The following is a 20,822-nucleotide window of genomic DNA, read 5'->3' as shown; positions in this document are numbered from 1 at the left end:
CACACCACGGACCGGAACCAGGCACAGCCCCACCCACGAACCGCCGCCCCCGGCCGGGCCCCCTCAGGGGCGCGGGGAACTGCGCGACCGGCCCCCACCCACCCGCGGCACACCACGGACCGGAACCAGGCACAGCCCCACCCACGAACCGCCGCCCCCGGCCGGGCCCCCTCAGGGGCGCGGGGAACTGCGCGACCGGCCCCCAGCCACCCGCGGCACACCACGGACCGGGACCAGGCACAGCCCCACCGCGTACCCGGCCGGGACGGCAGCCCGCTAGGAGTGGCCCAGTTCCGCCGCCGACTCGTCCGCGGTGACCGACACCGAACCGGAATCCGGGGCCGGGCGCAGCGGGAACGGCTCGACCTTCGTCTCGTCGATCACCGGAGGCGCCGGCCGCGGCGGCTTCGGCATGACCGCCGCCTCCGAGTGGCCGCCACAGCCGTAGGCGAGGGACACGACCCGCCCGTCCGCCGGCGAGAACTCGTTGGCGCAGACACCGAACGCCTGCCCGAGCGAGCCGCCGATCGGATTGAGGAAGCCGCAGCTCATGCACGTGGCGGGCGCGGCCTGCGCCATGGGCGTCTTCGGACCGTACGCCTCTTCCCAGCGGTCCGCGGCCACGTGCAGGCCGTAGCGGGACAGCACCCGGGCGCGCCGCATGCCGAGCTCCTCGGCGACCGCGCTGATCGACCCGCGCAGGGGTGCGACCGGCAGCGAGGCCGGCGGCCCGCCGGCGACCTCCGCGTCCTCGGCCTCCACCAGCTCGGCCATCTCCTCGGAGACCGCGGAGTTCGGCGGGGGCTCCTCCTCGCCCGAGAATCCGGACTCCAGCCGCAGGTCGTCGGCGTCCGTGGGCAACAGGTCGCCCGGGCCCATGTCCCCGGGGCGCAGCCGCTCGCTCCACGGCACCCACTCCGGCGCGAGCAGCGCGTCGGAGCCGGGCAGGAGCACCGTCTCGTCGAGCGTCACGACCTTGGCGCGGGAGGCGCGGGCCACCGTGGTCGCCCAGCGCCAGCCGCGGTACCCGGGTTCCTTGCACTCGAAGAAGTGCGTGACAACGCGGTCCCCCTCGGAGACCAGCCCCACGTGCTCGCCGACGACGCCGGGTGCGGCGACCTCCTCGGCGGCGGCGCGGGCGAGGTCGACCGCCTCGGCGCACAGGCGGTCGGGGGTGCGGCTTCGCGTTGTCGCTGCGCTCACAGGTATCGCTTCTCTCCTACGCCGTCTCACGGGTGCGCCATTCCTCGGCGGGAGCGCGGACGGAGCGGACCGAAGGACCGCGTCGACGTCCGCGCCCGATCGCGCTCGGGCGCACCTACACCATCCATTCTGCGGGATGGCCGAGAGGCGCGCGGCCGAGAACTTTCGCCGTGGGCGCGCTACGCACGCTACCTTCTCCCGGCCCCTGGGCCCACACCGGCGGGCGTCTTCGGCGCTCCGCGCCGGGTTCTCGTGCTCGGCGGCCGGTCCCGGACCCGCCCCGCCGCACGTTCTCGACCGCCGCCACGGGCGGGCCGGGACCACCGCGGGAGCGGCCCGGCATGGCGCAAAGACGTCCTCCGCGCCCGTACTCCGGCACCTCCCCCGGCGCACGGGCACGCCGGCCGCTCCCGGCGCCGCACACCGGGATCCGGTCCCCACTCGCACGGCCCTCCGGGACGCCACTCCGCAGGCATACGCGCGGTAACCCCGCTACGATCCGCCGACTCGGGGCACTATGACGGAGTGGCAGGCGCAAGGTCGCCCCAGGGAGCCACCGGGGTCGGTGGCACCAAGGGGAGCAGTCGAAGCGGCGGATCGGGCCGGGTGAGCGGTTCCGTCCGTGCGGTCGGGCGTGCCCTGCACCTCCCGGTCACGGGGACGGCGCGCGGCATCCGCAAGGCGACGCACGCACACGGCGCGGGCGAGTCGGGGCTCGGCAAACTGATCGAGCTGCACGGGGTGAACGGCGCCGGAGACGTCATGATCACCGTCGCCCTCGCCTCCACGGTGTTCTTCTCCGTCCCGACGGACGAGGCCCGCGGTCGCGTGGCCCTGTATCTGGCGATCACGATGGCGCCGTTCACGCTGCTCGCCCCCGTGATCGGCCCGCTGCTGGACCGGCTGCCGCACGGCCGCCGGGCCGCGATGGCGGGTGCCATGCTCGCGCGGGCCCTCCTCGCGCTGCTGCTGTCCAGCGCGGTCGTGACCGGCGGCATCGAGCTGTACCCGGCCGCGCTCGGGGTGCTGGTCGCGTCGAGGGCGTACGGAGTGGTGCGCAGCGCGGTCGTGCCCCGGCTGCTGCCACCGAAGTTCTCCCTGGTGAAGGCGAACTCCCGGGTCACGCTCGGTGGTCTCCTCGCCACCGGCATCGCCGCGCCGATCGGTGCGGGCCTCCAGGCACTGGGACCCCGCTACCCGCTCTACGGCGCCTTCCTGATCTTCGTCGCGGGTACGTTCCTGTCGTTCTCACTGCCGCCCAAGGTCGACTCGGCCAAGGGCGAGCACAAGGCGCTGCTGGCCGCGGACGCGGACCATCTGCACGGGCCGCACGCGAAGAAGGCGCCGCGCCCCGGACTGCGGACCGTCGGCCCGGCCGTGACGCACGCGCTGGCCGCCAACGCGTCGCTGCGCTGTCTCTCCGGCTTCCTGATCTTCTTCCTGGCCTTCCTGCTGCGCGAGCACCCGCTGACCGGTGAGAGCGCGGCCGTCTCGCTCGGGATAGTGGGAGTCTCGGCGGGTGCCGGCAACGCGCTCGGGACCGCGGTCGGAGCCTGGCTGAAACAGCGTGCCCCGGAGATCATCATCGTGACGGTCGTCGCGTTCGTGCTGGGCGCCGCGATCACGGCGGCGATCTTCTTCGGCGCCTTCCTGGTGGCGTGCCTCGCCGCGGTCGCCGGGTTCGCGCAGGCACTCGCGAAGCTGTCGCTGGACGCGCTGATCCAGCGGGACGTGCCGGAACTCGTCCGCACCTCGGCCTTCGCCCGCTCCGAGACCCTGCTCCAGATGGCCTGGGTGATCGGTGGCGGGATCGGCATCGCCCTGCCGCTCAACGGCACGCTCGGACTGTCGGTGGCGGCGGCGATCGTCGCCACGGGCTGGCTCACGACGGTGCGGGGCCTGCTGAGCGCGGCGCGCCGCGGAGGGCAGGCCCGGCCCAGGGTGGCGTGAGCCGCAGGTCCGGGCGGGGGCCGGGGACGGCACGCCGTACCCCAGGTGGGGGGAGCGGTGCGGGTGCCCGATAGCCTTCGGCCATGACCTCCCTGCCCCGCGGCAGAGCCGCCAATGGACATCGCCGTCGCGCCGTTGCCGCTCTCGGCGCCGTTTCCGCCGGACTCCTCGTCCTGTCCGCCTGTGACAAGCCGACGCCGCTGACCACCGTCACGGTCGGCAGGAACTCGGTGAGCTCCGAGACCGACTGCTACAACGACGGCAACGCGGTGAAGACCGCGGACCTGGCGAAGTGCCTGAAGTCGAAGGACATCAAGTCCATCACGGTCGACCCCGACGAGACCGTCCGGTTCGGCGTGGACCCTGACATCGCGGACCAGGGCTGGACGATCCTGATGAACGGTCAGCCGCTGACCGACTCCAGCAAGAAGACGTACCGCACCATCCCGGGCAGCGTGTTCTTCAACGCGCAGTACGGCGCCAGCGGCGACTCGACGCTCGTCTCCATCAAGGCGGGCGAGAAGGACGTGACCGGCCTGTGGTCCTTCAAGCTCAAGAAGGACAAGGACGCCTGATCGCCGTCACGGGGCCGCACGTTCTGGTGGCCACCGCCGTCCCGGCCGAGCGGGACGCGGTGGCCGGGGCGTTCGCGGCCCGGCCACACCAGGTGCGCCTGCCCGGGGCGGTCCTGGAACGGCTGTCCCCCGAGGCCGGCGGTCCGGCCGACGCGGGTGTCACCCTCGATCTGCTCGCGGCGGGCGTCGGCCCCGCCCTCGCCGCCGCCTCCACCGCCGCCGCGCTGACCGCGGCGGCCCTCACCGGCACCCCCTACGACCTCGTCGTCTGCGCCGGCATCGCCGGCGGTTTCCAGCCCGACGCACCCGTCGGGTCGCTCGTCGTCGCCGACGAGATCACCGTGGCCGACCTCGGCGCGGACACCGCGGACGGCTTCGTCCCGGTCACCGGCCTCGGCTTCGGCACCGTCAGCCACCGTCCGCCGGAACCACTCGTACGAGAGCTCACGGCGGCCACGGGTGGACGGTCCGGGACGGTGCTCACCGTCTCCACCGTGACCGGCAGCGCCGCCCGCGCCGCGGAACTGCGCGCCCGCCATCCCCGTGCCCTGGCCGAGGCGATGGAGGGCTTCGGGGTCGCCGAGGCCGCCGCAGCCCAGGGTGTGCCCGTCCTGGAGGTCCGCGCGGTCTCCAACCCCGTGGGCCCGCGCGACCGTGCCGCCTGGCGCATCGGCGACGCTCTCGCCGCCCTCACCGAGGGCTTCGGGAAGCTCGCGCCCGTACTGGAGAGTTGGAACCGACATGACCGCACCGACTGAGTCCCTGCAGATCGCCTACTCGCCCTGCCCGAACGACACCTTCGTCTTCGACGCCTGGGCCCACGGCCGGGTGCCGGGCGCGCCCGCGCTCGACGTCACCTTCGCCGACATCGACATCACCAACGGCATGGCCGAGCGCGGCGAGTTCGACGTGCTGAAGGTGTCGTACGCCGTGCTCCCGTACGTCCTGGACAAGTACGCGCTGCTGCCGTGCGGGGGCGCGCTGGGGCGGGGTTGCGGGCCGCTCGTGCTGACCCGCGAGGCCGACGCCGACCTCACCGGCCGCACCGTCGCCGTGCCGAGCGAGAGGTCGACCGCGTACCTGCTGTTCCGGCTGTGGGCGGCGGACACCGTCGCGGGCGGGGTCGGCGAGATCGTCGTCATGCCGTTCCACGAGATCATGCCGGCGGTGCGGGACGGGAAGGTCGACGCGGGACTCGTCATCCACGAGGCGCGTTTCACGTACCAGAACTACGGGCTGCACAAGCTGGCCGACATGGGCGAGCACTGGGAGCGGACCACCGGGCTGCCCATCCCGCTCGGCGCGATCATCGCCAAGCGCTCGCTGGGCGACGAACGGCTCCAGGACCTGGCACGGGCGGCGCGCGCCTCGGTCCGTGCCGCCTGGGACGACCCGGAGGCCTCCCGCCCCTACGTGCTGGAGCACGCCCAGGAGATGGACCCGAAGGTCGCGGACCAGCACATCGGCCTGTACGTCAACGAGTTCACGGCGGACCTCGGCGACGACGGCTACGCGGCGGTCCGCGGCCTCCTCACCCGCGCGGCGGCCGAGGGGCTCGTGCCGCCCCTCGGACCGGACTCGCTGGACTTCCCCTGACGGACCGCGGGCGGCCGCGGGGCGGGGCCCGCAAGGGTCATACGTCGAGCTGGTCGGCGACCGCCCGCAGCAGGCCCGCGATCTTCTTGCCGGACGTCTTGTCGGGGTAACGGCCCTTCTCCAGCATCGGCGTGATGTTCTCCAGGAGGGTCGTCAGATCCTGGACGATGGAGGCCAGTTCGTCCGGCTTGCGGCGCTGCGCCGCCGCGACCGAGGGGGTCGGATCCAGCAGCGTCACCGAGAGCGCCTGATCGCCCCGCTGACCGGCGACGACACCGAACTCCACGCGTTGGCCCGGCTTGAGAGCATCGACTCCGGCGGGCAGGACCGAGGAATGAACGAAGACGTCGCCGCCGTCGTCACGGGAGAGAAAGCCGAAGCCCTTCTCGCTGTTGAACCACTTGACCTTGCCGGTAGGCACGTCTGTCCTCGTCCTCGTACTCGTCGGAAACTGCTCGGGAAACTGCTCGGGCCGTCGCGAGTGCAACTGCCCGTAAACGGCTCTGGATAGCACTACAGCGGGTCGTCGGACCCGCCGGTACCAAGGCTAATGGTCCGGCGGCTGGTGACAAGACGTCGCTGGATTGTTCCTTCGCGCTGGGAACTACCCTGGTCGGGTGCGTGACAAAACCCAAGCGAATTCCGCCGAAGCCGGTGACCGGCTGATCCGTGTCGGTGCCATCGTCTTCTTCGTGGGAGCTTTGGCCACACTGGTCACCGTGGCCCCGCTACTGCTCGGAACGACTCCATTTCCGACCTACATGTTCGGATTGAGCATGCTCATGGGAGTCGGATTCCTGTTGGCCGGAGCCGGGGTGCTCCAGTCGATCGCGGCGGGCCGCCGCCGGGCACGCGCCGCGCGTTCCTGAGGACACCGGACGACGGGGCGCCGCGCGGCGGCACCCCGGGCAGTGGTGTGCCCCCGTCAAGGCCGGCGGTAGCTCTCCAGCCACGCCGGGAACTCCGTCAGGTCGGTGAGGACGACGTCCGCGCCCGCCGCACGCAGCTCCGCCGCGTCGCAGGGCCCGGTGGTCACGGCGACGGAGTACGCGTCCGCCGTGCGGGCGCCGCGCACGTCTCCGGTGTGGTCGCCGACGTACACGCTCGCGCCGTACGCGCGCAGCGCCTGCGCCTTCTGTTCGGCCCACAGGTCGCCGACGACGGCATCCGCCTCGATGTCCAGGTGCTCCAGGTGCATCTTGGCGTTGGGCTCCCACTTCGCGGTGACCACGAGGGCCCGGCCGCCCGCGGCCCGCACCGCCGCGATCGCCTCCCGGGCACCGGGCATCGCCGGTGTCCCGGTGATGGCGTGCACGGGGTACATCTCGCGGTAGAGGTCCGCGACGGCCGCGACCTCCTCGGCGCGGAACCAGTTGGCGAGTTCTTCCTCCAGCGGCGGCCCGAGCCGTGTGATCACCAGATCGCAGTCGATGTAGGTGCCCGTGCGGGCGGACAGGGCCCGGTAGCAGGCCTGGATACCGGGACGGGAGTCGATCAGGGTCATGTCGAGGTCGAAGCCGACGGTCGGCGCGGGGGAAGTCATATGGGCCATTGTGCCCACCGGCTCCGGACGACCGGAGGTCAGCGTCGGCGCTGGGACCGCCACACCAGGTACAGGGCGGAGGCCACGGCCGCTGCGCGGACCACCCAGGGCCACGTCGCGGCGAGCGCGTCCTTCATGTGCCCCTCGGCGATGGGCTCGCCCCAGCGGCCGTTCGTACGGCCCCACAGCCACACGAGGCCGCCCGCGACCGACAGGCCGGGCATGACGAGGACCGCCCACTTCGACTCGGCGGGCGTCAGCCGGCGCGAGGCGTAGGCGATGAGCCAGCCCAGCGCCAGGGCGAACCAGTTGCCGAGGACGGCCCCGGCGACGAGGAGTCCCGCGGCGAGCAGCAGCAGCGGGTTGCTGTAACCGCTCGGGCGGGGAAGCAGGCGACGCCGGCCGGCCTCCTCCTCCACGGGCTGCGCGGCCTTCTCGGCCTCTCCGGCCGCCACGGCGTCCCGGGCCTCGGGCACCGCCTCCGCGGCGGGCTTCGCCGCCCCGTCGGCCTTCTCCCGGGGCGGCGGCTTGAGCAGCTCCGGGATCTCCACGCCCCCGACGAAACCCGGCACGCTCTCGCCGGGCCCGAACACGCTGCTGTCCACCCGCCACCAGTCGGGCTGCGTCGCGCTGTCGCCGAGCTCCGCCGCGCTCGCGAGGTGCGGTGGGGACGGGGCGTCGGCCTCGGTCGCCCCGGTCGGCTCCGGCTCCGCGGGGCGGGGCCGCGGCACGACGCGGCGCAGGCGGCCCCGGGGCCGCTCGTCCGGTTCGGCGGCGCGCTGGGTGGGGACCGCGGCGCGGGGCTCCGCGGCGGGGCCGGTGCCGTCGCCACGCCCGGCCGCCGCGACGATCTCGTCCGGGGTGCCGAGACGGTCGAGGATGCGGCGGACGGCGGCGGGGCTGTCGACCGTGGCCTTCGACCGGCGCCGGTCGATCTCGTTGCGCAGTTCGGACACCAGGCGCATCCGGGTCGCGGACGGCAGCTGGCGCTGCTGGGCCAGGTCGCCGACCCGGCTCAGGTAGTCGAAGACGAGCTGGTCGCTCTCAATCCCCACGAAGTCCCCTCCGGGGTGGTCGCGTTGGATGCCCGGTGGTGACGGTACCGGTTTTTCGGCCCCCGCCGCCCCTGTCCGTCCCGCACCCGGGGCTCCGCCCCGGACCCCGCTCCTCAATCGCCGGAGGGGCTGGACTGTGCCGTCCAGGGCCGGAGAGTCCCAGCCCGTCCGGCGATTGGGGACGAGGCCGTCCAGGCCGATACGGGGGTCCGGGGGCGGAGCCCCCGGGAACGAGGGACAGGCGAGGGCGGAGGGGGGCGAACCGGCTCTGTGGCCGGAAGCAACCGCTACCGTTGGCAGGATGAGCCCCGAGACGACCGCTCCGCGTTCCCTGGCGGAAGCCCTGCGCGCGCGGGACGACGTCTCGCTCTCCGCCCTCCTCCGCTCCCGCCCCGACCTGATCACGCCCGTCCCCACGGACCTGACGCAGCTGGCGACCCGCGCGGGCACCCGTGCTTCGGTGGTGCGGGCCCTGGAGCGCCTGGACCGGTTCGCGCTCCAGACCGCGGAGGCCCTCGCGGTGGCGGCGGACCCGGCGACGTACGACGAGCTGCTCGGCCTGATGGCGGGGGACGACGGCGATCCGGCGGTCACGGCGGCGTTCCCGGGCGCGCTCGCCGCGCTGCGCGAACAGGCGCTCGTCTGGGGCCCCGACGAGCGGCTCCGCCTCGTGCGCACGGCGCGGGAGCTGCTCGCGCCGTCCCCGCAGCACCCGTCCCCGACGGGCCTGGGCCCGACCGTCGCGGAGGCCACGGCCGGCATGTCGCCGGGGCGCATCCAGGAGATCGTGGCGGAGGCCGGACTCGCGACCACCCACGACTCCGTGTCGGCGGTCGCGTCACTGACCGGCCTGTTCACCGACCGGGTCCGGATGTCGGCACTCCTGGACGAGGCCCCCGCCGAGTCGGTGGACGTGCTGTCACGGCTGGTGTGGGGCCCGCCCTACGGGCAGGTGACGGCCGATCCGGCACGCCATCTGCGCTGGCTGACGGACCATGGGCTGCTGCTGCCCATGGCGCCCGGCACGGTCGTGCTGCCCCGGGAGGTCGCCCTGCACCTGCGGGCGGGCCGCGCGCACCGGGTGGCCGAGCCGGTGGCGCCGCCGGTCGAGGCCGCGGCGACGCACCGTCCACAGGTGGTGGACGCGGCGGCGGCCGGCCAGGCGTACACCGCTCTCGCGACCGTCGAGGAGCTGCTCAAGGACTGGCACGAGGGCGGACCCGCCGTGCTGCGGGCCGGCGGGCTGAGCGTCCGTGACCTGAAGCGGACGGCGGTCGCGCTGGACGTGGCCGAGCCGATGGCCGCGTTCTGGGTGGAACTCGCCTACGCGGCGGGCCTGCTGGCCTCGGACGGCGAGGCCGACGAACGGTACGCGGCGACGCCCGCCTACGACGAGTGGCTGGAACTGCCCGCCGCCGAGCGCTGGGCGGGGCTCGTCTCCGCCTGGCTGGCCGCGACCCGGACGGCGGGCCTGGTCGGCGGGCGGGACGCGAAGGACCGCGCGCTGTCGGCCCTCGGCCCGGGCCTGGACCGGTCGGCGGCGCCCGAGGTCCGCCGCCGGGTCCTCGCCCTTCTCGCCGGCCTGCCCGAGGGCGCGTCCCCCGCACCGGACTCGCTCCTCGGCCGGCTGCGCTGGGAGCGCCCGCTGCGCGGCGGCCAGCCCGCCACGGACGATCTGCGGGTCCGCCTGGCCCGGTGGACCCTGTCCGAGGCGGAACTGCTGGGCGTCACGGGCCGCGGAGCGCTGTCCGCGGCCGGGCGGACGCTGCTCGGGCTGCCGTCGCCCTCCTCGAAGACCGGGCAGCCCGAACCGGCGGGGCCCGGCGACAAGCTCCCCGCGCACCGGCACCACCACCCCGCGCCCGCCGGGCCGCACTCCCCCGCCGAACAGGCCGCGGCGGCCTCCCGGGCCGCACGGCTCCTCGCCCCGCTCCTGCCGGAGCCGCTGGACCACGTCCTTCTCCAGGCGGATCTGACGGCGGTCGCGCCGGGCCCGCTGCGACGACCGCTGGCGGACACGCTGGGCGTCCTCGCGGACGTGGAGTCCAAGGGCGGGGCGACGGTCTACCGGTTCACGCCCGGCTCGGTGCGCCGCGCGCTCGACGCGGGCCGTTCGGCGTCGGACCTGCACGCCTTCCTCGCCGCCCACTCCCGGACACCGGTGCCGCAGCCGCTCGCCTATCTGATCGACGACGTGGCACGCCGGCACGGCCATCTGCGGATCGGCGCGGCCTCGGCGTACGTCCGCTGCGACGACGACGCGCTGCTGAGCGAGATCCTCGCCGACAAGCGCTCGCAGGGGCTGCGGCTGCGCCGTCTCGCCCCCACCGTCCTGGCCGCCCAGGCGGATCCCGCGGCGCTCCTCGAAGGCCTGCGGTCCATGGGTTTCGCGCCCGCCGCCGAGTCCGCGGAGGGCGACGTCGTGATCACCCGGGCGCACGCCCACCGCACCCCGCCGCGCACCGCGCCCGAGCCCGTCCCGGACGGCCCCCCGGTCCCGGACGCCACCCTGATCGGCGCCGCGATCCGCGCGATCCGCGCCGGCGACATGGCGTCCACGGCCCCGCGCAAGCCGACCGACCCCGCCGCCGACCACCCCGGCGGCGACCTGCCTCGCACCGGCTCCGCCGAGACCCTCGCGACCATGCAGGCAGCGGTCCTGACCGGCGAGTCGCTGTGGATCGGCTATGTCAACGCCGAGGGCGCGGCCAGCCAGCGCGTCATCGCCCCGATCCGCGTCGAGGGCGGCTTCGTGACGGCGTACGACCACACGGCCGACGAGGTGCGCACCTACCCGCTGCACCGGGTGACGGGCGTGGCGGAGCTGGCGGACGAGGAGGCCTGAGCCACGCCCCGGCATGATCGCCCGGCGGTGCGGCACACTGGACGTTTGGCCGGTCGTCCGCGCGGGACGCCGGCACGCAGAAAGGGACGGGCGTGAACGGACCCCTCATCGTCCAGAGCGACAAGACACTGCTGCTCGAAGTCGATCACGAACTGGCGGACGCCTGCCGCCGGGCCATCGCGCCGTTCGCCGAGCTGGAGCGCGCGCCCGAGCACATCCACACCTACCGGGTGACGCCGCTCGGTCTGTGGAACGCGCGCGCCGCCGGGCACGACGCCGAGCAGGTCGTCGACGCGCTCGTGGAGTTCAGCCGCTACCCCGTGCCGCACGCCCTGCTGGTGGACATCGCGGAGACGATGGACCGCTACGGGCGGCTCACCCTGAGCAAGCACCCCGCCCACGGTCTCGTCCTGACCACCACCGACCGGCCGGTGCTGGAAGAGATCCTGCGGTCCAAGCGGATCATCCCGCTCGTCGGCGCCCGGATCGACCCGGACACCGTGGCCGTGCACCCCTCGGAGCGCGGGCAGATCAAGCAGACGCTGCTGAAGCTGGGCTGGCCCGCCGAGGACCTCGCCGGGTACGTCGACGGCGAGGCGCACCCCATCGAGCTCGCCGAGGACGGCTGGGCGCTGCGGCCCTACCAGAAGCAGGCCGTGGAGAACTTCTGGCACGGCGGCAGCGGCGTGGTCGTCCTGCCCTGCGGTGCCGGAAAGACGCTGGTCGGCGCCGGGTCCATGGCGCAGGCCAAGGCCACCACGCTCATCCTCGTGACCAACACGGTCTCGGCCCGCCAGTGGAAGCACGAACTGGTCAAGCGGACCTCGCTGACGGAGGACGAGATCGGCGAGTACAGCGGTACGCGCAAGGAGATCCGGCCGGTCACCATCGCGACGTACCAGGTGCTGACGACGAAGCGGAAGGGTGTCTACCCGCACCTCGAACTCTTCGACTCCCGCGACTGGGGCCTCATCGTCTACGACGAGGTGCACCTGCTGCCGGCGCCCGTCTTCAAGTTCACCGCCGACCTCCAGGCCCGGCGGCGCCTCGGCCTGACCGCGACGCTCGTCCGCGAGGACGGCCGCGAGTCGGACGTGTTCTCGCTGATCGGGCCCAAGCGGTTCGACGCGCCGTGGAAGGAGATCGAGGCGCAGGGGTACATCGCCCCGGCGGACTGTGTGGAGGTGCGGGTCAACCTCACCGAGTCCGAGCGGCTCGCGTACGCCACCGCCGAGACCGAGGAGAAGTACCGCTTCTGCGCGACGACGGCGACCAAGCGGAAGGTGACCGAGGCTCTGGTGCGCCGCTTCGCCGGGCAGCAGATCCTCGTCATCGGCCAGTACATCGACCAGCTCGACGAACTGGGCGAGCACCTGAACGCGCCGGTCATCAAGGGCGAGACGAGCAACGCGCAGCGGGAGAAGCTGTTCGACGCCTTCCGTGAGGGCGAGATCAGCGTGCTCGTCGTGTCGAAGGTCGCGAACTTCTCCATCGACCTGCCCGAGGCGACCGTCGCCATCCAGGTGTCGGGGACGTTCGGGTCGCGCCAGGAGGAGGCCCAGCGGCTGGGCCGCGTCCTGCGGCCGAAGGCCGACGGCCACCAGGCGCACTTCTACTCGGTCGTCGCCCGCGACACCATCGACCAGGACTTCGCCGCGCACCGGCAGCGGTTCCTGGCGGAGCAGGGGTACGCCTACCGGATCGTCGACGCGGACGAACTGCTCGCGGAGGGCTGAGCCGCCGCCGGGCGCGCCAGCAGGGCCAGCAGGGCCAGCGCGAGCAGCGGGTAGGGCGAGGCGAGCGGCTGCTGCCACCAGGGGAGGTGGAGGTCCAGGTCCCCCCGGTGCGGCACCAGCCAGAGTGTGCGGGCCGCGAAGACGGCGGCGACCGCGCCCGCCGCACGCGGTCCGTGCCCGGCGTGGAGCACGGCGATCAGCGGGACGCACCACACCCAGTGGTGCGACCAGCTGATCGGGCAGATCAGCAGGGCGGTGAGCGCGGTGACGAGGACGCCGCGACGGTCGTCGCCGGCCCGGCGGGCCAGCCACAGTCCCGTCAGCGCGGCCGCCAGCGCGGGCACCGCCCACAGCGGGCCGGGCGCCGGGTCCCCGAGGGCGCGGGCGATCATCCCCTGGAGCGACTGGTTGTCGACGATCCACGCCCTGCCCACGCGGTCGGTCTCGAACAGGCGCCGGGTCCAGAAGCCGACGCTCGCGTCGGGCAGCACGAGCGCGCCCAGCAGGACCGTGCCGGCGAAGGCCGTCGCGGCGGTGGCCGCCTCCCGGTGGCGGCGGGTGAGCAGCAGGTGGACGACGAAGACGGCGGGTGTCAGTTTCACCCCGGCCGCGATGCCGAGCACGATGCCCTTGCCGCGGGCGCCCGGGGGCCGTGTCAGGTCCCACAGGATCAGGCAGACGACGGCGAGGTTGACCTGCCCGAACAGGACCGTCTGGAAGACGGGTTCCAGCCACAGGGCGAGCGCGGTGGCCGCGCCGAGGACGGGCGGCCGCACCGGCAGCCCCGCGAGCCGGCAGGAGAGCCGCACCAGCACGGCCAGCAGCGCGAGGTTCCCGGCGACGAAGACCGCCTTGAGGACGCCGACGGGGAGCAGGGCGGCCGGGACGAACAGGAGCGCCGCGAAGGGCGGGTAGGTGGCGGGCAGCCGCCACTCGGTGACGGTGAACCCGTAGAGGTCCCGGCCGCCCAGCACGGCCGCGCCCTCGGCCCGGTAGACCAGCACGTCGGCCATGGGGGCGTGCGTGCCGACGCACAGCAGACAGAAGGCCAGGACCGAGCAGCCGGCGAGAAGGCCGGCGAGGGGACCGGCGGTCAGGTGCGGGACGAACCGGGCGCGCGGCTCGGTCCGCGGCGACCCGGCGCCCACGGCCGTGCGAGCGGGCTCGGTGCCCTGCTCGGGCACCTCGGACGGGCGGGCGGGCCCGGCGCCGGGGTGCGGGGGCGGGGGGACGGGACGCACGGGAGCGGGGCTCGGGTGCGGGGGTACGGGCTCGGGGTCCGCGGCGGCGGCTCCGAGCGGTCGTCGGACGGTCACTTTCCGTAGCGGCACGAAGTGACCCTAGTGGGCCGAGGTCCCGGCCCCCGCACGCGGCTCACCGCATCGGGCCACCCTCCTACGGCCCGGCGCGCGGGTCACCGCGCCGCAGGCACGAGCCCGCGGGCACGACCCCGCGGGCAGGTCACCACACCGCGAGCAGTCCCCCGCGGGCGGGTCACCACGCCGCGGGGCAGTCCCACGTGCGGGTCACCTGCCGGGGACGCGGGTCCGCGCGGCGGGTCACCGGCGTCGTACGCCCGCTTCCTCGCCGTACTCGCCGAGAAGCACCACTCCGAACGCCGCCTCCGCGAACACCTTCACGGCGCGCAGGGCGTCGCCGAGACGGTGGCGGTGGTGTGTGCCGGAGGAGAGGGCGGTCGCGCCGCGGTGCGGACCGTGAGGGCCGGAGGCTGGGTCGAAGGTCGCTGCGCTCATGTATCCATGGTCGGCTCCCGGGACCCGGATGGCCTCGGCCCATGGACCGAACCTGGGCACGCCCCAGGTACACCCCGGGGGTACCCCTCGTACGCCTCGCGACGGACTCCGACCCCTAGGGACCCGGGGCGGGCGCCCCTGAGGCCGCGGCGACCGGCGCCCGTCGCCGTGCCCGCGGGGCCCCGGAAAAGCATTGGCCCAGGCCGTGCCCCCTCGCCTACAATCTCCGCTCTTGCCCGCCTCCCGTCGTGGAGTGCCGCCGCCCGGCCGGAAACCGGACGGCATCCAGGAGTCACCCACGAGGTACCACTCACGCAGCAGGTTTCCGGAGGCATCGCCTTGTCCACCCCGTCCGACCATCCACTCGGCTCCGACGACCCCCTCTCCCGCGAGCGAAGCCACCTGACCCGGTCCCGCGCCGCGCTGCGCGCGATGCGCGAGGACGTGGAGAACCTCGACATCAGCGACGTCACCGCGAACTGGGTGAACGCCGAGGTTCTGCACCGGCAGATCGACGAACGCATCAAGGCCCTGGCCGATCTCAGTCACACACCGCTGTTCTTCGGGCGGCTCGACTACCTGCACGCCCCGGGCGCCGACCGGGCGGAGGGCGCTGAGGGCGAGCGCTTCTACATCGGGCGACGGCACGTGCACGACGCCGACGGCGACCCGATGGTGATCGACTGGCGCGCGCCGGTGTCGCAGCCGTTCTACCGCGCCTCGAAGAACGACCCGATGGATGTCGGCCTCCGCCGTCGTTTCGGCTACACCGGCGGGGACCTCACCGCGTACGAGGACGAGCACCTCTCCGACCCGGCCGAGGCCGCGACCACCAGCAAGCTGCTCCAGCAGGAGATCGAGCGCCCGCGCGTCGGCCCGATGCGCGACATCGTGGCGACCATCCAGCCCGAGCAGGACGAGATCGTCCGCAGCGGGCTGTCCGGGTCGGTCTGCGTGCAGGGGGGTCCCGGCACCGGGAAGACCGCGGTGGGCCTGCACCGGGTCGCCTACCTGCTGTACGCCCACCGGGAGCGGCTGGCCCGTACCGGCACCCTCGTCATCGGGCCGAACAAGTCCTTCCTGCACTACATCGAGCAGGTCCTGCCGGCCCTGGGCGAGCTGGAGGCGCGGCAGGCGACGGTCGACGACCTCGTCGCGCATGTCGAGGTGCGCGGGAGCGACGGCGCGGCGGCCGCCGTGATCAAGGGCGACGCCCGGATGGCCGAGGTGCTGCGCCGGGCCGTCCGCTCCCACGTGACCCTGCCGACGGAGCCGGTCGTGGTGGTGCGCGGCTCCCGGCGCTGGCGTCTGCCCGCGTACGAACTGGAGGAGATCGTCCGGGAGTTGCTGGACCGGGACATCCGGTACGGCGCCGCGCGGGACGCCCTTCCGCAGCGGATCGCGCACGCCGTGCTCGTCCAGATGGAGCGCTCGGGCGAGGCGCCGGACGACCGGGTGCAGGACGCGGTCGCCCGCAACACCGCGGTGAAGGCCGCGGTCAAGGCGGTGTGGCCGCCGGTCGACCCCGCCAAGCTGGTGCTGCGGCTGCTGTCGGACGCCGATTTCCTCGCCGCGCACGCGGAGGGGCTCCTCGACGAGGCCGAGCAGAAGGAGATCCTCTGGGAGAAGCCGGCACGGAGCGTGAAGTCGGCCAAGTGGTCCTCGGCGGACGCGGTGCTGGTCGACGAGGCCACCGACCTCGTCGAGCGGACGCACTCCTTGGGGCATGTGGTGCTCGACGAGGCGCAGGATCTCTCCCCGATGCAGTACCGGGCCGTGGGGCGCCGCTGCACGACCGGTTCGGCCACGGTGCTCGGGGATCTCGCGCAGGGCACGACCCCCTGGGCGACGCGGAGTTGGGACGAGGCGCTGCGCCACCTCGGCAAGCAGGAGGCCGTGATCGAGGAGCTGACTGCGGGCTTCCGTGTGCCGACGGACGTCATCACCTACGCGTCCCGGCTGCTGCCGCACATCGCGCCCGGGCTGGCCCCGGTGGCGTCGGTGCGTGAGAACCCGGGCTTCTTCGAGGTGCGGGCCAGTTCGGGCGACTCCGACGTCGTCCGGGCCGTCCGGGAACTGCTCGGCCACGAGGGCTCGATCGGGCTGATCGCCGCCGACGCCCGGATCCCCTTCCTGGCCGAGGAGTTGGCGGCGGCGGGGCTGGCGTGTCTCGGCCCGGGCGAGGAGACGACGGCCGAGACCAGGCTGACCCTGGTGCCGGCCTCGCTGGCCAAGGGCCTGGAGTACGACTACGTGGTGCTGGACGAGCCGCGGGCCGTCGTCGACGGGGAGCCGGACGAGCGGACGGGGCTGCGTCGGCTGTACGTGGCGCTGACCCGTGCGGTCTCGGGCCTGATCGTCACGCACGCCGCACCGCTGCCGGAGCAGCTGGGCTAGGGGGGGCGTCCGGATCGGCTCGGACCAGGCCGCGGCGTCCGGTGCGGTGCATCGCAAGGTGGAGGATCACCCGCGTACCGGGCGTACTCGGGTGGTCCGACAACGCGGCGAGGTGCCGCGCCGGGCGTCGCGGACCCGAGCCGATCCGAACGAAGCCCCCTGGACCGGTGGCCCCCGGCGGGACGCGCCGGGGGCCACCGAAATGCGTGCGGGTGCCGCTACTTGAACTTGCGGCTGGTCGCCAGATAGACCTGCTTGGCGTTCTTCCCGAGGCGCGGCCCGGTGATGAACGACTTGCGGTCGCTCAGCGAGTTGTTGGAGACCAGATAGGTCCGGCCGTTGTGCGACATGAACCAGGGGCCGCCCGAGGCTCCGCCGTTCATCGTGCAGCCGATCATGAACTGGGCGGGGACGTTGCGCGCCAGCACGAAGCGCTTGGTCGCGCCCCGGCAGTCGTACATCTTCGACCCGTCGTACGGCGCCTCGGCGGGGTAGCCGCGGACCTTCATGTTCTTGACCTTGTTGGCCGCCGGGGCGTCGAACCACACCGGCAGGGCCGAACCGAGGCGCTCCTGCAGCGACTTGCCGCCGTTCTCGGGCTTCACGTGCAGCACGGCGTAGTCGTAGCCGGCGGCTGCGTTGCCCTGGTGTCCGCCACCGGCGATCCACTGGGAGGACGTGGTCGCCCAGTTCGCCCACCAGATGCCGTACGGGGAGACGGACTTGGCGCGCGGGTCGGTGATCTGCCGGTTGCTCAGCTTCGCGCCGTTGTTGAAGGAGGGGACGAAGGCGATGTTGCGGTACCAGCCGCCGCCCTTGCCCGCGTGCACGCAGTGACCCGCGGTCCACACCATGTTCGACTTGCCCGGGTGCGCCGGGTCGGTGACGACCGCGGCGGAGCACACCATGCTGCCCTGGGGCGAGGTGAAGAACAGCTTGCCGACCGGCGGGGCGTAGTGGTGGTAGGTCGCCTTCACCTTGGTGGCGGCCTTCCGCTTCACCTTGCCGTCGGGCAGGTACGAGGTGGCGCTGCTGCCGGAACCGGAACTGGTGCTGCCCGCCTGGGCGACCGGGATGCTGGCCTTCGCCTGCGCCATCCGCTCCGGCGTCCAGAAGTCCTTGATGTACGGGTTGGCGAAGTCCTCGGCCTTGGAGGCCCAGTCGTCGAAGTCCTTCCAGCCGCCGTTCTTCCACTTGTCCAGGGCGTCGCCGCTCAGGTCGGTGGGGATACCGGCGGGCAGCTTGTAGCCGCCGAGCGAGGTGGACCCGTCGTCGTCACCGGTGTCGACGTTCTTGTCCGCCTGGGCGGACGACGTGGGCTGCGAACCGGCCGCGTCGTCGTCCTTCTTGCTGTCGCAGGCCGTGGTGGTGACCATGATGGCCGCGATCACGGCTGCGGCGGCCGCGAGCGAGCGGCTGCGTATGGATGGCATGGAGCCTTTTCCCCCTGTTGCTGCGTGCGTCGTGTCGCGCGCACCCGCCCGGGCCGCGCGTCCCACGTACGTATTGTCATGACCCGGATCAGACCGGGGCGTCTTCACTATGCACGTCCGGGCCCGCGGGGAGATCGCCGGGGAGCACTCAGCACACAACAACTACGCGGCGGATATGGATCCGTGACCTCGCACCGCCCGCCGGGGGCCGGCGAGAGCGGCGCCCCGCCCGGGCCGGCTACGCGTCCAGGACCGTCCGCCACTGCCGGACCGCGTCCACCGAGACGGGTCCGCTCCAGCCGCCCGGGCGCGCGGCGCCGCCGATGTGGAAGGCGTCGATCCCGGCGGCGCGCAGCCTCGGCACATGGTCGAGGCGCAGCCCGCCACCGACCATGATCCGCGGCTCGTAGCCCGGTTCGCCGCTCCGCGCGGCCTCGGTGGCGAGCGTGGACAGCCCGTCGTCCACGCCCGCCGCGGAACCGGCGGTCAGATAGGCGTCCAGGCCAGGCAGGTCCGCGAGCTGCTTGCGCACGGCGTCACGGTCGGCAGCGCGGTCGATGGCGCGGTGGAAGGTCCAGCGGCAGCCGTCGAGTTCGGCGACGATCCGCTCCACGGCGGCCAGGTCGGCACTGCCGTGCTCGTCGAGGAAGCCGAGCACGAACTCGTCGGCACCGGCCGAGCGCATCTCACCGGCGACGCGTACGAGCGTGTCGACGTCGCCCGCCGCGAAGCCGTCCGCCAGGCGGAGCATCACGCGCAGGGAGATGTCGACGGAGGCCCGAATGCCGGCGAAGGTCTTCACCGGCGGGGTGAGTCCGTCGGCGGCCATGTCGGTGACCAGCTCCAGCCGGTCCGCGCCTCCCGCCTGGGCGGCGACCGCGTCCTCCACGCCGAGGGCGATCACCTCCAGGACTGCGCTCTTGCGCTCGCTCATCGGACCTCTTCCCTCAGGCGGCTACAGGTCTAGTCCAATCCCAGAGTACGCGTCCACGATGTTCTTCGTCCCCTCCGCCCCTGCCGAATCCCGGCCCGGCCCTCGACCGGACGCGCAGCGGGATCGGCGAGGGGCGGAGCCCGTGGGCCCGGTCCGGGACCGGAACGCCGGCGGGCCCGGCCGCGACGGCCGCCGCCGTCAGCCGAAGAGGTTCAGCTCCTCCTCCTTCGCGCCCGCCAGCTCGTACCGGGCCCCGTCGACCGGCCGCCCGGAGCACAGCCGTACGAGCGTGGCGGAGTCACCGAGATACCGGGCCGGTGGCCGGTCCCCCGGCACGCTTCCCAGCCGCAGCGGCTCGTCGACGTCGTCGAGGTCGGCGTGCAGCGGCACGCGCTCCTTCTGCCGGCTGATCCGCACGAGCAGCGTCAGCGCGTACGGCAGCCCCGTGCCCCCGTAGGCCCCGGGCGCGCCCAGCGTCTCGCGCACGTCCCCGGCGTGCACCCACTCGCCGAGCGCGATGCCGTCGAGGACGCCTCCGGCCCCGGCGATCACCGGTCCGGCCTCGGTCATGCCTCGTTCCAGTTCGTCGACGACCTCGCCCGTGGACCAGCCGGCGCGGTCGGCGATGTCGCGGTCGTTGGCCTCGGGACCGAACACCCCGGGCTCGAAGCGGCTCTCGACCACCCGCATCAGCGCGGCCGAGCAGTGCGCGAGCAGGTCCCGCACGCTCCAGCCCGGACACGCGGCCGTCGGCAGCGCGAAGTCCGCGTCCGGGCGGGCGCGCAGCAGCGGCAGCAGCGCGTCGCGCTCGGCGAGCAGGAGCCGCCCGGGGAGTTCGGGGTCCCTCACGTCGTACGCATCTTCAGAAACCATGGCTCCACGCTAGGCACCGCACCCGCGCGACGGCGAGGACAATGACGACACGAACGGGCCGCGCCGGGACCTGCGGGGACCGGCGTGACGGACAGGACCGAGGAGTGGGGCGGGTTGGACGCGATGGACGAGACGGCGGCCGGCGGGCGGCGGCACCCGGCCCACGAGGACCTGGAGATGCGCTGGGAGGCGACGGTCCGGGCCGCCCGCGACACCGGGGGGCACGACCCCCTCGCCGGTGCCGCGCCCTCGCCGCGCCCCTACGCGGCGAACCTGCTGGCCCGCTGGGCGGAACCCCAGCGCCGCTATCACACCACCGATCACCTCGTCGCGGTCCTCGGCCACATCGACGTCCTGGAGGAGTACGCCGAGGACCCGGCCGCCGTGCGGCTGGCGGCCTGGTTCCACGACGCCGTCTACCTCCCCGACCGCTCGGAGAACGAGGAGCGGTCCGCCCGGCTCGCCGAGCGCGCCCTGCGCGAACTGGGCGTCGGCCCGGCCCGCACGGACGAGGTCGTCCGGCTCGTCCGGCTCACCGTCACCCACTCCCCCGCCCCCGACGACCCCGACGGCGCCGTGCTGTGCGACGCCGACCTGGCCGTCCTGGCCGCTCCGCGGCAGGCGTACGCCGCGTACGCGGCGGCCGTGCGCGAGGAGTACGGCTTCGTCCCGGACGACGCGTTCCGCGCGGGCCGCTCCGACGTCCTGCGACAGCTCCTGGCGCTCCCGAAGCTGTTCAGGACGCCCCACGGGGAACGCGAGTGGGAGGAGCGGGCGCGCCGGAACATCGGCGCCGAGCTGGAACGCCTCGGCGCGTGACCGCCCGACCCACCGGGTCCGGCGGGCCCGGTCCGGCGGACCCTGAAGGGCGAGGAGCGGAAAACCGGTTCGACGGTCGGCCCCGGACGACGTACGAAGGGGGCATGCC

18 protein-coding genes are annotated in these 20,822 nt (G+C 73.9%); 9 read left to right on the top strand and 9 right to left on the bottom strand.

The genetic code is table 11. The features are described from left to right. Positions 1–276: 276 nt before the first annotated feature. Positions 277–1,203: a DUF3027 domain-containing protein gene (locus tag ACZ4IF_RS18180; protein ID WP_467563980.1), complete on the bottom strand. Its 927-nt coding sequence runs from the start codon at positions 1,201–1,203 to the stop codon at positions 277–279. A 525-nt stretch (positions 1,204–1,728) separates the two neighbouring features. Here ACZ4IF_RS18180 and ACZ4IF_RS18175 point away from each other — a divergent pair. The 4 genes from ACZ4IF_RS18175 (at position 1,729) to ACZ4IF_RS18160 (ending at position 5,324) form a co-directional block, all read left to right on the top strand. Next, positions 1,729–3,153 (top strand): MFS transporter, encoded by a 1,425-nt coding sequence (locus ACZ4IF_RS18175; RefSeq protein ID WP_359488610.1) that lies wholly within the window; start codon positions 1,729–1,731, stop codon positions 3,151–3,153. 83 nt (positions 3,154–3,236) lie between these two features. Beyond that, entirely contained in the window at positions 3,237–3,728 is a 492-nt protein-coding gene (locus tag ACZ4IF_RS18170) for a DUF2771 domain-containing protein (protein ID WP_359488612.1), read from the top strand. After that, the gene (locus tag ACZ4IF_RS18165) at positions 3,692–4,486 is read left to right on the top strand and encodes a futalosine hydrolase (protein WP_467563978.1); all 795 of its coding nucleotides are present in this window, start codon (positions 3,692–3,694) and stop codon (positions 4,484–4,486) included. The genes ACZ4IF_RS18170 and ACZ4IF_RS18165 overlap by 37 nt, the downstream gene beginning before the upstream one ends. Beyond that, positions 4,470–5,324, top strand: a complete 855-nt coding sequence (locus ACZ4IF_RS18160) for a 1,4-dihydroxy-6-naphthoate synthase (RefSeq protein WP_467563976.1) — start codon at positions 4,470–4,472, stop codon at positions 5,322–5,324. The genes ACZ4IF_RS18165 and ACZ4IF_RS18160 overlap by 17 nt, the downstream gene beginning before the upstream one ends. Before the next feature lie 37 nt (positions 5,325–5,361). Here the strand turns inward: ACZ4IF_RS18160 and ACZ4IF_RS18155 are convergent, their stop codons facing one another. Then, entirely contained in the window at positions 5,362–5,745 is a 384-nt protein-coding gene (locus ACZ4IF_RS18155) for a cold-shock protein (protein WP_028802852.1), read from the bottom strand. 196 nt (positions 5,746–5,941) lie between these two features. Between ACZ4IF_RS18155 and ACZ4IF_RS18150 the strand changes: the two genes are divergently transcribed. Beyond that, positions 5,942–6,193 carry a hypothetical protein gene (locus ACZ4IF_RS18150; RefSeq protein WP_028802853.1) on the top strand — a complete coding sequence of 84 codons (252 nt, stop codon included), beginning with the start codon at positions 5,942–5,944 and terminating at the stop codon, positions 6,191–6,193. A gap of 56 nt (positions 6,194–6,249) precedes the next feature. Here the strand turns inward: ACZ4IF_RS18150 and ACZ4IF_RS18145 are convergent, their stop codons facing one another. Continuing rightward, the gene (locus tag ACZ4IF_RS18145; protein ID WP_467563974.1) at positions 6,250–6,876 is read right to left on the bottom strand and encodes an HAD family hydrolase; all 627 of its coding nucleotides are present in this window, start codon (positions 6,874–6,876) and stop codon (positions 6,250–6,252) included. Positions 6,877–6,905: 29 nt separating this feature from the next. Next, entirely contained in the window at positions 6,906–7,922 is a 1,017-nt protein-coding gene (locus tag ACZ4IF_RS18140; protein WP_467563972.1) for a hypothetical protein, read from the bottom strand. Between the two features lie 301 nt (positions 7,923–8,223). Between ACZ4IF_RS18140 and ACZ4IF_RS18135 the strand changes: the two genes are divergently transcribed. Both ACZ4IF_RS18135 and ACZ4IF_RS18130 read left to right on the top strand, forming a co-directional pair. Continuing rightward, the gene (locus ACZ4IF_RS18135) at positions 8,224–10,767 is read left to right on the top strand and encodes a helicase-associated domain-containing protein (protein WP_467563970.1); all 2,544 of its coding nucleotides are present in this window, start codon (positions 8,224–8,226) and stop codon (positions 10,765–10,767) included. Positions 10,768–10,859: 92 nt separating this feature from the next. Further along, positions 10,860–12,503, top strand: coding sequence for a DNA repair helicase XPB (locus ACZ4IF_RS18130; protein WP_095935095.1), 1,644 nt, complete (start codon positions 10,860–10,862; stop codon positions 12,501–12,503). On the opposite strand, the gene ACZ4IF_RS18125 is transcribed toward ACZ4IF_RS18130, so the two are convergent. Further along, entirely contained in the window at positions 12,461–13,516 is a 1,056-nt protein-coding gene (locus tag ACZ4IF_RS18125; protein WP_467564291.1) for a glycosyltransferase 87 family protein, read from the bottom strand. The two genes, ACZ4IF_RS18130 and ACZ4IF_RS18125, sit on opposite strands and share 43 nt — an antisense overlap. A gap of 546 nt (positions 13,517–14,062) precedes the next feature. Then, positions 14,063–14,257, bottom strand: coding sequence for a hypothetical protein (locus ACZ4IF_RS18120; protein ID WP_359488624.1), 195 nt, complete (start codon positions 14,255–14,257; stop codon positions 14,063–14,065). A gap of 339 nt (positions 14,258–14,596) precedes the next feature. Between ACZ4IF_RS18120 and ACZ4IF_RS18115 the strand changes: the two genes are divergently transcribed. Then, complete coding sequence (locus tag ACZ4IF_RS18115; protein WP_467563968.1) at positions 14,597–16,654, top strand: HelD family protein; 2,058 nt, start codon at positions 14,597–14,599, stop codon at positions 16,652–16,654. Between the two features lie 218 nt (positions 16,655–16,872). On the opposite strand, the gene ACZ4IF_RS18110 is transcribed toward ACZ4IF_RS18115, so the two are convergent. The 3 genes from ACZ4IF_RS18110 to ACZ4IF_RS18100 form a co-directional block, all read right to left on the bottom strand. Beyond that, on the bottom strand, positions 16,873–18,087 hold the full coding sequence (locus ACZ4IF_RS18110; protein WP_467563966.1) for a trypsin-like serine peptidase: 1,215 nt from the start codon (positions 18,085–18,087) through the stop codon (positions 16,873–16,875). A gap of 238 nt (positions 18,088–18,325) precedes the next feature. Continuing rightward, complete coding sequence (locus ACZ4IF_RS18105) at positions 18,326–19,021, bottom strand: copper homeostasis protein CutC (protein WP_467563964.1); 696 nt, start codon at positions 19,019–19,021, stop codon at positions 18,326–18,328. Between the two features lie 198 nt (positions 19,022–19,219). After that, on the bottom strand, positions 19,220–19,894 hold the full coding sequence (locus tag ACZ4IF_RS18100; RefSeq protein WP_467563962.1) for a maleylpyruvate isomerase family mycothiol-dependent enzyme: 675 nt from the start codon (positions 19,892–19,894) through the stop codon (positions 19,220–19,222). A gap of 123 nt (positions 19,895–20,017) precedes the next feature. Here ACZ4IF_RS18100 and ACZ4IF_RS18095 point away from each other — a divergent pair, with 123 nt between their 5' ends. Then, the gene (locus tag ACZ4IF_RS18095; protein WP_467564289.1) at positions 20,018–20,713 is read left to right on the top strand and encodes an HD domain-containing protein; all 696 of its coding nucleotides are present in this window, start codon (positions 20,018–20,020) and stop codon (positions 20,711–20,713) included. Positions 20,714–20,822: the final 109 nt, after the last annotated feature.

This window comes from Streptomyces sp. NPDC025784 (genome assembly GCF_055558435.1).
This window is presented reverse-complemented; position numbering and strand designations above follow the sequence as displayed.